The organism is Pseudoalteromonas sp. KS88, from assembly GCF_004766475.1.
In the GTDB taxonomy this organism is placed as follows: Bacteria; Pseudomonadota; Gammaproteobacteria; order Enterobacterales; family Alteromonadaceae; genus Pseudoalteromonas.
Genome location: NZ_PYHV01000031.1, coordinates 27,723 through 39,241, shown reverse-complemented (window position 1 = coordinate 39,241; position 11,519 = coordinate 27,723). Strand labels below are relative to the sequence as shown.

Sequence of the window (11,519 nt, the reverse complement as noted above, 5' to 3'; positions counted from 1 at the left end):
AAGTTAATTATACTTCGTCTCAATCGCGCGAATTAATTGCTCATGCAGACCATTAAAACCGCCATTACTCATAATTAAAATATGCTGTTGCGGTACTACGTCATTCACTACTTTCGTAACGATTTCGTTGGTGCTGGTAAAACAATTCATACCAGCTTGCTGAGCTTGCTCATTCAACGACCAGTTAAGATTATCTGGCTCAAATAAGTAAACCTCATCAGCATCCCTCAGTGACGCTAACAGTGTATGTTGATGCACGCCCATTTTCATGGTGTTCGAACGAGGCTCTAAAATCGCGATAATTTTTTCGTCGCCAACCTTAGCACGCAGTCCTGCCAGTGTGGTTTTAATGGCTGTTGGGTGATGCGCAAAGTCATCATACACCTTAATATTTGCGATATCCGCCTTGAGCTCCATGCGTCTTTTTGGGCTAATAAACTCAGCTAATGCGCTAATGCTATGATCAATTGCAATACCCACATGACGCGCTGCTGCTATCGCCATAATGGCATTTTTAACATTATGCTCACCAATAGCTTGCCACTTAACCGTGCCAACAATTTTATCGTTTAGTAATACAGTAAACTCACTGCCATCACCTTTAAGTAGGTTATAGCCCCAGTCACCGCCCAATGTTTCGCTTTCACTCCAGCAACCTTGTTGTATGACTTCATCTAGGGCGAGCTCATCACTAGGCCAAATGACTTTTCCACTACTGGGTAATGTACGCATTAAATGGTGAAACTGTTTTTTTATTGCGTTTAAATCGTCAAAAATATCAGCATGATCAAACTCTAAATTATTTAAAATGAGCGTTCTGGGCAAATAGTGAACAAATTTACTTCGCTTATCAAAAAAAGCCGTATCGTACTCATCAGCTTCAATGACAAAAAAGGGCGTTTCGCCAACACGCGCTGACACTCCGAAATTTTGCACAACCCCACCAATTAAAAACCCGGGTTTTAAGCCCGCATATTCTAATATCCACGCAAGCATACTGGCGGTAGTTGTTTTGCCATGCGTTCCAGCAACAGCAAGTACCCAGGAGTCTTGTAATAAGTTATGTTTTAACCACTCAGGACCCGATGTATATGGAAGGCCTTTATCTAACACGTATTCTACACACGGATTACCACGACTCATTGCATTTCCAACTACCACCATATCTGGTGCAGGCTCAAGTTGGGCGGTGTCATAACCTTGGGTGAGTTCAATACCGAGCGACTCCAGTTGGGTGCTCATTGGCGGGTATACGTTTTGGTCAGACCCCGTTACAGTGTGACCCAATGATTTAGCGATTGCGGCAATACCACCCATAAATGTACCGCAAATTCCCAAGATATGAATATGCATTTGTGTTCCTTTGCTGCATTTTTAGGTGCGCAGCACAATTAATATTAGCGATAATAGGCCTGATATAATGCCAAATTTAGCGCCTAGTTACCATTGCCATCTCGCACAACACCTTTGCAAAAAAGTGACACATAAACAGTAATTTCAAAAAAGTTCACTGCCAACGGTTTAAGTGCGCAAAAATCATGCGTCATTTTTTATACAAAACCTTAAATAAAGCTCAATTAACAGACTAAGTTATTTATAAATAATTTAGTTTTAGTTAATAAAAAAAGTAAGTCAGTTCAAGAAAACAGCTTGCAAATAACCATGTAAAGCCATGATTACAAATTAAAAACTATAAAATCAAAACCATACCAAAAAATACCCATAATAAATACAAAATACACAATTAAGAAACAATTGATACATTCCCTCCTTTCAAGACTCAATTTAGGTACTGTGATAAAACATCTGCAAGTTACATTTACTTACATTTTCTGACGTTTATTTGGTGTCAGCCAAAACTGGCTCAGTAGTGAAAGTAAATAAGTTCCATCAAGTTTTAATCGGTCTTTAAAGCTTGTCGAAATTAAAAGGTGTTATGTTGAAAAAATTAAATCTTATCGCAGCAGCGGTTAATACAGTACTTGTAACAGGTGCCATTGGCGCATCGAGTGTATTCGCTCAGTCAACGGCAGATGCTAAACCTGTTGAACGAATTCAAGTGACTGGATCCAAAATCAAACGTTTTAACCTAACCTCGCCAACGCCTGTGACTGTGATCAGCGGTGTTGAGATGGAAAACCAAGGTATTACTAACGTTAATGATTTGCTTGCAGAAATGCCACAGGCGACGGTTGGCTTATCACCAGAAACAACGACTAATACTATTTATGCGTCAGGTCTTAACACAACTGATCTTCGTGGTTTAGGGTCAGCGCGTACATTAGTACTCGTTAATGGTCGTCGTTTTGTACCAGGTTCTGTGGGTGACACTGCGGTTGATTTAAACAACATTCCTACCACAATGATTGAGCGTATCGAGATTGCTACAGGTGGTGCTGCAGCCGTTTACGGTGCAGATGCTGTAGCGGGTGTTGTAAATATCATTACTAAAAAATCAATGGATGGAATTGAACTTGATGTTTCTACTGTACGTCCAGAGCAAAGTGGCGGCGAGCAAAACAACTTCTCAATTACAGGTGGTATGGAAGGCGATAAACTCTCTTTTATTGCTTCATTTAATTACACAGAAAACAAAAGCTATGGCAAGCTGAGCCGTGATTTTTATCGCAACCCTGTTAACTCGTACGCAAACCCGGCAAATACCAGTGGTGACGACGGTATCCCTTCACGTGTTGTTTTAGGCCAACCAACAGGCCTTGCTTACTACTCAGAAGGTGGTGACTTTTTTACCAAAGACGCCTTTGTTGATAACGGCTATGACAATCACCACTACACTTTTGATGCAAATGGTAACCTAAAACCGTTTGACTATGGTTTAGGCCGTATTCCAAACCCAGGTGTTGGACGAGATGCTACAAGCTACTTCCAAAATGGCCAAAATCAAGGTGATGGTGTTTTTGGCCACGGCTATAAAGATTACTTTCAAACGCCACTAGAGCGTATGATTGCTTCAGCGTATGGTACTTATGAACTCAATGACGACCATGCACTTACGTTTGACTTTACTTATTCAAAAACTGATGCAACCACAGAGAGCTCTCCAGCCTTCTTCCGCCATACAATACGTCGCGACAATGCATTTATAAAAAGCGATATGGCTAAAGTAATGGACGACAATGAGCTTACATCAGTCACACTTCGTCAAGCTAACGAAAACTTATGGGGCGATCGTGCATATAACCAAGAGCGTGAAGTATTCCGTACTTCAATCGGCGCTGAAGGTATCTTAAACGATGACTGGGGCTACTCTGCTTACGCACAATTTGGCCGTATCGAGCAAGATACTCTTTGGACTGGCGAAGTATTAACGCAAAACTTGGCTAACTCTATTGATGCCGTTGAATACCAAGGCAATGTAGTATGTGCTAAGCGTAATGCAGATGGCGAAGTTATTGGGGCTGTTGAAGGTTGTACACCATTTAACACAATGGGCGCGACTTCGGCAACACAAGCACAGCTAGACTATATAGCGACTGATGCAACGCGTTTTGCTAAGCACGACCAAGCCGTGTTTGCTGTTACTGTAGATGGCGCCTTATTTGAACTACCAGCAGGATATGTTGCTGCGGCCTTTACTGCTGAGCACCGCCGTGAGTCAGCAACTATTACACCGTCTGAAAATATGGAAAAAGGCCTGATCTTTGGTAACTCAAGTTCACCAATGGACGGCGAAATAGATGTAAACGAACTTTCAGCTGAAATTTCAATTCCATTATTAGAAGAAACCTTCCTAACAACGGATTTAACCCTTGAAACAGCATTTCGTTACATGGATTACTCGGTAACGGGTGAAGATAATGCCTGGAAGATAGCCCTAAACTGGGGTGTAACTGATGAGTTACGTGTACGCTTAAACCGTTCTAAATCAGTACGCGCTCCCAACCTAGGGGATTTATTTACGCCTAACTCAAAAACGTTTAGCTCAGGTCGCGCGGATGTGTGTAGAGCTGATTCTATCGCTGAGTCAGGCAGCAAATATAAAGATAACGTAATCAAAAACTGCCAAGCTGCTGGCCTGCCTCAAGGTTGGATGCCTTCTGAAGAGTGGTTAGCTGGCGGTAGTCTTCCTGGCTATATTCAAGGTAACCAAAACCTTAAAAATGAAACGTCAAACGATTACACTATCGGTGTTATTTACACTCCAGAGTTTATTGAAGGATTAGATTTAACACTTGATTATTGGTCATTTGAAATTGATGATGCTATTGAATATTATGGCCGAGATAATGTTAAACTTTGTTATGAATCAACATCATTAGACAATCTATTCTGTAACAACGTGGAGCGAGACTCTAAAACAGGAGAGATCACAAACTTCTACAATCGACCTATCAATGCTGCAACTGTAGCAATCAAAGGTATCGATGTTGAATCTGCATACCGCACTGAGTTGTTCTCTGGTGACTTGGCATTGAAACTAACAGCAACTTACCTAATAGAGGACAACAATAACTCTACAGGCCGTGCTGAAGATTTTAGAACTGATGTAGGCGAAACAGCTTCACCTCGCTGGAAGGGCCGTTTTAATGCTGTTTATTCTCATGATGACTCAGCGTATGTGCTAACCATGAACTACCGTCATGCAACTGTTAATGATAATGACTGGACCATTGAAGACAACAACTACAATGATATCCCGTCTTACACAACATTTGATTTCATGTACAAAACTTACCTAATGGATGAGCTACAGTTACGTGTTGGTGTTAACAACATCCTAGACCGTGAGCCACCACGTAACCCGTTCACGTACGACGATGGTGAGTTCTTTGATGTTAAAGGCCGCCGTTTATCGCTAGGCGCTAAATACACATTCTAAATGTGTATTAGCTAATAACAAAAAACGCCTTAGCTCAGTGAGCTAAGGCGTTTTTATTTGTATGTATAACTGCCTAAATCATTAAAAATACAATTAAACCAATACCGAGTAATAAACGATAAATAACAAATGGCATCATGCCCATACGTTCAATGATTTTTAAAAACAGAAAGATACAAGCGTATGCAGAAACAAATGATAAACCCGCACCTAAAATTAGCGTAGTCCAATCCACAACTTCATCACCCAACGCTAACTCAACTGTATAGTACAACCCCATCATCGAAATAACAGGAATGGCCAGTAAAAATGAAAAACGTGCCGCACTTTGCTTATTCATTCCAAGCAATAAACCAGCGGTCATTGTAATACCTGAACGTGACGTACCCGGGATCATTGCCATAGCTTGCGCCATACCAATCATAAGGGCTGATTTCCAGTTTAATTGGTAAATTGTTTTTGTTTGCTTGCCTTTCACATCTGCGTACCACAGGAGTAAACCAAATAAAATGGTCGTTACAGCAATAACCCATGCACTGCGCAAATATAACTCAATTAAATCTTTGAAAATTAACCCGAGTACAGCAGCAGGAATAGTCCCCAAAATAATCCACCAGCCGAGTTTGCTGTCATCGGTTGCACCTTGTGTACCAAATGATTTAAACCAGGCACCTAAGATTTCGACTACTTCTTTTCTAAAGTAGATTACAACCGCAACAAGCGTTCCAACATGTACAGCTACATCAAAGGCTAGACCTTGGTCTTCCCACCCTAATATTTGCGAAGGAAGAATCAAGTGTGCTGAACTTGAAATAGGTAAAAACTCAGTCAATCCTTGGATCAGGGCTAAAACAATAATTTCTATAATACTCATGGGTTAGTAAACTCCACCTTCCATAGTTTTTGATTGGGGTTATTGTAATTACTCCATAACTGGGCAATCGTTTGCTCAGCAACAGGGTGATAAAAATTTGGGGCTATTTCTGCCAGTGGCTGCAGTACAAATGCATTTTTTGTTATTTCATCGCGCGGAAGTTGTGCTGGTGAGTCGCAGACAATATCGTCGTAAAACAATAAATCTAAATCCAATGTGCGCGGACTAAACTTCTTATCATTAGCTGTTCGGCCATTTTCTTGCTCAATATTTTTGAGTAACTGACATAATTGCTCGAGCGGCATCTCTGTTTGCGCACCCACAACAGAGTTATAAAAATTGCTACCAGTGAATCCTACTGCCTCACTTTCAAATACACTAGAATGTTCAAGATGGGGGAAATATGATGTTAACGTTTTCAAAGCCTGGCTAATGTAGTGCTCTTTATTTACATTTGAGCCAAGGCTAATATAAATCTGGGCCATATTAATTGGCTGCCTTTTGGCGTGTAATTTCAACACCTACTGTTTGTGCTTGCGCCACCGCGGCAGGTTTACTTACTTTAATCGTTACCTGAGTGGTCTTAAATTCTGCTAATATGAGTGCAGCTAGTTGCTCTACAAGCGTTTCTAACAGTTCAACGGGCTTAGCCGTTGTGTGCTCAATAACACGCTCACTCACTTTTGAATAATCTAATGCAAGACCTATATCGTCTGTTGTGGCAGCTGGTTTGATGTCGCATAGCATTTCTATATCAAAAAATAAGCTCTGTTTAGTTTCTTTTTCAAAATCATAAACGCCTATGATAGTGTCAACATGTAGTTGTGATATAAAAACCTTGTCCATAACTGCTCCAACTGGAAATTTAAACTCTTTAATGAGTTTACACACGCTATAATTTATATTTATATCATTTATATACTTTTAGCGTGTTTAACTATGAGAAATTTAACAATACAATGTGCAGTAGGTGCAAAGGAATTACCTAAATATTGAACGCACGTGTTTGTGATGTTAATTTTGACGCCAATGATAGCCGAAAATACATAATTAAAAAATAAGGAACCGCGTGATAGCTGTATTAATGTTAGTTTTAGCCTATTTACTGGGGTCGATTTCATCGGCTATTCTAGTGTCTCGGCTTTTTAAACTACCTGATCCACGCTTGAATGGCTCGAACAACCCAGGCGCAACGAATGTATTTCGCTTAGGGGGAGCTTTACCTGCCGTATTAGTTTTGGTGTTTGATATTCTTAAAGGCACGATTCCTGTTTGGGGCGCTTATTTTTTAAAGTTAGATCCGCTAATCCTAGGACTAATTGGTGTGGCTGCTTGTTTGGGTCATATGTTTCCCGTTTTCTTTAACTTTAAAGGGGGAAAAGCGGTTGCAACAGCGTTTGGCACCCTGTTGCCGATAGGTTTAACGCTAGGTGGGCTATTAATTTCAACGTGGGTTGCTGTAGTTGCACTCACTCGCTATTCATCCTTGGGAGCACTCACTGCGGTTGCATTAGCACCGCTGTACACATGGTGGATAAAACCATTGTATACATTACCTGTTACGTTTTTAACTGTGCTAATTATTATCCGTCATCACGGCAATATTAAACGCTTGTTCAGTGGGCAAGAGCCTAAAATTGGCGACAAAAAAAAGCCGCCAACTCAAAATGATCACAACGCGAATTAAATCGCCTCAAGACTATCTATTGGCCAACGTGGCTTAGTCTTCATATCAAGGCTTGCAAACTGCCCTGCTTTTAAACGCTGCATGCCTGCGTACGCTATCATTGCGCCATTATCCGTGCAAAACTCAGTTCTTGGGTAATACACCTGACCTTTCATGCCTTGCATTACACGTTCTAGTTGTGCGCGCAATTGCACATTGGCACTTACGCCACCAGCAATAACAAGGCGCTTAATACCCGTTTGTTTTAACGCACGCTTACATTTGATAACCAGTGTGTCAATGACGGCGGTTTGAAAGGCATGAGCAATGTCGGCTTTGGTTTGCTCAGCATCATCATTATCACGAATCGTGATAGCCGCGGCCGTTTTTAAACCACTAAAGCTAAAATCAAGCCCGGGTTTGTCAGTCATTGGTCGTGGAAATATAAATCGCTTAGGCTCACCTTGCTCAGCCAGTTTCGCTAAGCGAGGCCCACCTGGGTAATCTAAACCAAGGAGTTTTGCAGTTTTATCAAACGCTTCTCCTGCAGCGTCATCAACAGACTCTCCTAGCACTTCATATTGACCAATACCTTCGACTTTAACCATCATGGTATGGCCACCTGAGACTAAAAGCGCAATAAATGGAAACCCTGGTACATCTTCTTCAAGCATTGGAGCCAGTAAATGCCCTTCCATATGATGTACTGCAACGGCAGGAATTCCCCAACCATAAGCCAATGAGCGCCCGATTGAAGTACCAACAAGTAAAGCTCCAACAAGACCAGGGCCTGCGGTGTAGGCAATACCATCAAGATCTTCAGGACCACAACCGGCTTGAGCAAATGCTGCATCAATAAGCGGTAGCGTTTTTCGAACATGGTCACGTGAAGCTAACTCTGGAACCACTCCTCCATAATCAGCATGCACTTTTACCTGACTATATAATTGATGCGCGAGTAACCCTTGCTCATCATCATAAATAGCAATACCAGTCTCATCACATGATGATTCAATGCCTAAAATTCGCACTGCAACTTTCTCCTAACGAGTAGATTTACTTAGATTAATTTTATAACGCTAAACCAATGTTTGTTTGGCCATCAGCAATGGCATGCTGCTTAAGTGATTTAACACTTTGTGACGTCACTCTTCCCATCTGCTCAACATAATCAATCATTTCGCTGAGTACATCAATTTCATATTGCATAAGGGGATGCTCTCGCACCATTTTGTTATCAGCAATCTCACCTTCAACGGTGAGTTGGTATTCAATAAAGCGTGCTACCGTCGCTTGCGATATTTTACTTATGCTAACGAACTCACTGCCATCTTGAGCAATTAAACCATGCATTAAACCAAGTAAAGCGGTAGCAGCATCTATTGCTGGGTAGGTTCCAAACATGTCAAAGTCTGCTAACTCAGGTACATTAGGTTCAATTTTTTCAATTTGTTTTTCTAAATCAATTTTACTTTTAGGTAAAAGAATTTTTTCCCAGCATACATTAAGTGCACTGCGCAGCGTTGTTTCATCACCAAACCCTGTCGCTTCACTAAATAAACCGTAATTTGGTAGCATTCGCTCAATAAGTGCTGCGGCTAACACCGCTTGCTGTAAATAATTAAGCTCTCGAATTCGCTGAAAATTATTCGCTTTAGTCATTCTTTGATGTCCTACAGGACCAACACATTTCAAATGTTGACCCATTATGCTCATTACAATTAGGGCAAACCCAATCAGGAGCGGATTGTTGTTCTTGTGTATAGTTTATCAATATTTCTCGCGCCTGGCGCTCTTTAATCGCATAAACCTGAACACGAACTTCAGTTTGTGCAATGGGTATTTCACCCACCGCACTTTGTAAAGACTCGCCTAACAATTGACAATTCACGTCATTGGCTAAAAGTAAGCCTTTAACAATATTCGCCTCTACAGCATCCGCGGCACTATAAATGGTGAGCCATTGAAATGGATTATTCATTTATTACTTTCCTGTTATTTTATAAGCGAACTCTTTTACTTTCATTTACTTGATTGCTAGGCTGGGTGTTTAAACCTACAGCTATACTGGACCTAGTTATGACCCTCACAACCCCTGGCTTACTCTTTCCTGCAATATCCTTGTTGCTGTTAGCCTATACAAATCGTTTTTTAGTATTAGCGCAATTAATTAGAGAGCTAAATGCCCGTGAAGGGAAAACGATTCGCCCAATTGTCGTAGAGCAAATAGCGAACCTCAGAAAGCGTATTAAACTTATAAGAACCATGCAAGTTTATGGTGTAGCCTCATTTTTAATGTGTACTATTTCGATGTTTGCATTATTTATTGAGTTTAAAACCGTTGGCGTAGTCCTCTTTGGTATTAGCCTAGGATGCTTAGCTTTGTCACTTTTAACCTCTTTATATGAAATTCATATTTCCTGTGATGCTATAGAGATCGAGTTGAAGAATATTGAAAAAAAACCACACAGCAAACAGGCAGACTAAAAAACAGACACTATACTCTATATGTGAATAATTAAACTTAAGGGTATTCATTTGAGTGACTTTTTATTTTCAAATGAGGTAATTCAAGAGGCCACACTTAATAGCGAGCCCGATTTTTGGGATGTATTAGTTGTCGATGATGAAGATGACATTCATCAAGTGACCAAATTGGTATTATCCGGCTTTAAGTTTGAGAATAAAGCACTCAGGTTTCATCATGCATATTCTGCCCAAGAGGCCAAGCAATTATTACAACAACACCCTGACTTTTCTGTGGGTTTAATTGATGTTGTGATGGAGACTAGTCACGCTGGGCTAGAGCTCATAAAGTTTATCCGCGAAGATATTAATAATCACGATATACGCTTAATCCTTAGGACCGGACAGCCAGGTGAAGCGCCTGAAGAAGCAGTCATTCGTGATTACGATATAAATGACTACAAAAACAAAACTGAGCTGACCGCTATAAAAATGAAGACGCTGCTTTATTCTGCACTTCGAGCCCACAGAGATATTCAAATTATTGAGCGCCATAAAAAAGGGTTAGAAAGAATAATTACGGCTTCAAGTTCATTTTTAATGTGTGGCAGTGTTAATGAATTTGCATCAACAATTTTAACTCATGTAAAAAATGTACTAGGTTTAGATGGAACCGAAATTTATTGTGCCGCGGCAGTAAACCAACAAACATCTCCAGCAACTGACTTTGAGTTGCTTGCTGCCTCGGGCGTAAAATCCCTACCAATGAATAGTGATATTCCTGAGAATGTAAAAGCGCTATTTATTGATGCGCATAATCGTAAATCTTCTTATAAAACAAATCATGACTATGTAGGCTATTTCTCTACTCAAGCAGGCCTTGAAGCTATGCTTTACATTCATAAGGGTTCTCAACTAGGAGGCACGGAGCACCAACTTTTAGAATATTTTGCCAACAATATCGCCCTTGCCTACGATAATTTAAAAATGCGTGAAATGGTAAAAGATTCACAAAAAGAGTTATCCTATATTTTAGGTGAAGCCGTTGAAAAACGCTCTAAAGAAACCGGTTCTCACGTTAAAAGGGTTGCCTTATACAGTGAACTTTTAGGCAAGCTATACGGATTAAATGAATTTGAATGTGAAATAATCAAACTGGCCTCACCACTTCATGATATTGGCAAAATCAGCATTCCTGATAGCATTTTAAATAAACCCGGAAAACTGGATGCTGAAGAATGGAAAATCATGCAGACTCATGCTCAAATTGGATACGACATTCTTAACAAGTCCAATAATGAAATTTTAAAATGCGGTTCACTTATTGCCTATCTTCATCATGAAAAATGGGATGGCACTGGTTACCCTAATCAATTAAAAGGAGAAGAAATACATATTACGGGACGCATTACAGCGCTTGCTGATGTCTTTGATGCGCTTGGCAGCGAACGATGCTATAAAAAAGCATGGTTAATGGATGACGTTATAGCGCTTATTAAAGAACAAAGAGGCAAGCAATTCGACCCCAAGTTAGTCGATTTATTCATCGAAAATTTAGCACTTTTTCTACAGATAAATAAACAATACCCAGACTAATGGTTGTAACATTTGTGTAAAATTGCCTTTTCAAATTAGGTACAATGCATTAGTATCTATTAGGTTTATTTCAACTA

General features: G+C 40.3%; 11 protein-coding genes. 4 read left to right on the top strand and 7 right to left on the bottom strand.

Annotated elements, in window-relative coordinates:
• Positions 1-3: 3 nt before the first annotated feature.
• A complete protein-coding gene (gene mpl / locus C7Y70_RS18130) occupies positions 4-1,353 on the bottom strand; it encodes a UDP-N-acetylmuramate:L-alanyl-gamma-D-glutamyl-meso-diaminopimelate ligase (protein WP_099295050.1) in 1,350 nt (449 codons plus the stop codon).
• A gap of 583 nt (positions 1,354-1,936) precedes the next feature.
• On the opposite strand from mpl, the gene C7Y70_RS18125 reads away from it, so the two are divergent.
• Positions 1,937-4,840 carry a TonB-dependent receptor gene (locus tag C7Y70_RS18125; protein ID WP_135476314.1) on the top strand — a complete coding sequence of 968 codons (2,904 nt, stop codon included), beginning with the start codon at positions 1,937-1,939 and terminating at the stop codon, positions 4,838-4,840.
• Between the two features lie 73 nt (positions 4,841-4,913).
• Here the strand turns inward: C7Y70_RS18125 and C7Y70_RS18120 are convergent, their stop codons facing one another.
• Genes C7Y70_RS18120 through folB form a run of 3 tightly spaced genes read right to left on the bottom strand, consistent with a single transcriptional unit; the run spans position 4,914 to position 6,560 of the window.
• A complete protein-coding gene (locus C7Y70_RS18120) occupies positions 4,914-5,714 on the bottom strand; it encodes an undecaprenyl-diphosphate phosphatase (RefSeq protein ID WP_099295052.1) in 801 nt (266 codons plus the stop codon).
• A complete protein-coding gene (gene folK / locus C7Y70_RS18115; RefSeq protein ID WP_099295053.1) occupies positions 5,711-6,199 on the bottom strand; it encodes a 2-amino-4-hydroxy-6-hydroxymethyldihydropteridine diphosphokinase in 489 nt (162 codons plus the stop codon). The genes C7Y70_RS18120 and folK overlap by 4 nt, the downstream gene beginning before the upstream one ends.
• A 1-nt stretch (position 6,200) precedes the next feature.
• Positions 6,201-6,560: a dihydroneopterin aldolase gene (gene folB / locus C7Y70_RS18110; RefSeq protein ID WP_135476312.1), complete on the bottom strand. Its 360-nt coding sequence runs from the start codon at positions 6,558-6,560 to the stop codon at positions 6,201-6,203.
• A 223-nt stretch (positions 6,561-6,783) separates the two neighbouring features.
• On the opposite strand from folB, the gene plsY reads away from it, so the two are divergent.
• A complete protein-coding gene (gene plsY / locus C7Y70_RS18105; RefSeq protein WP_099295055.1) occupies positions 6,784-7,401 on the top strand; it encodes a glycerol-3-phosphate 1-O-acyltransferase PlsY in 618 nt (205 codons plus the stop codon).
• Here plsY and tsaD read toward each other — a convergent pair.
• The 3 genes from tsaD to C7Y70_RS18090 are packed head-to-tail and all read right to left on the bottom strand — an operon-like array spanning position 7,398 to position 9,361.
• Entirely contained in the window at positions 7,398-8,411 is a 1,014-nt protein-coding gene (gene tsaD / locus C7Y70_RS18100; protein ID WP_099295056.1) for a tRNA (adenosine(37)-N6)-threonylcarbamoyltransferase complex transferase subunit TsaD, read from the bottom strand. The genes plsY and tsaD overlap by 4 nt on opposite strands.
• A gap of 40 nt (positions 8,412-8,451) precedes the next feature.
• Positions 8,452-9,042 carry a YjaG family protein gene (locus C7Y70_RS18095; protein WP_135476310.1) on the bottom strand — a complete coding sequence of 197 codons (591 nt, stop codon included), beginning with the start codon at positions 9,040-9,042 and terminating at the stop codon, positions 8,452-8,454.
• Complete coding sequence (locus C7Y70_RS18090; protein ID WP_099295058.1) at positions 9,035-9,361, bottom strand: DUF2007 domain-containing protein; 327 nt, start codon at positions 9,359-9,361, stop codon at positions 9,035-9,037. Before C7Y70_RS18090 ends, C7Y70_RS18095 begins: the two co-directional genes overlap by 8 nt.
• A gap of 98 nt (positions 9,362-9,459) precedes the next feature.
• Here C7Y70_RS18090 and C7Y70_RS18085 point away from each other — a divergent pair, with 98 nt between their 5' ends.
• Together C7Y70_RS18085 and C7Y70_RS18080 are read left to right on the top strand one after the other, a co-directional pair.
• Complete coding sequence (locus C7Y70_RS18085) at positions 9,460-9,867, top strand: DUF2721 domain-containing protein (RefSeq protein WP_099295059.1); 408 nt, start codon at positions 9,460-9,462, stop codon at positions 9,865-9,867.
• A gap of 51 nt (positions 9,868-9,918) precedes the next feature.
• Positions 9,919-11,442: a DUF3369 domain-containing protein gene (locus tag C7Y70_RS18080; protein ID WP_135476308.1), complete on the top strand. Its 1,524-nt coding sequence runs from the start codon at positions 9,919-9,921 to the stop codon at positions 11,440-11,442.
• Positions 11,443-11,519 lie beyond the last annotated feature (77 nt).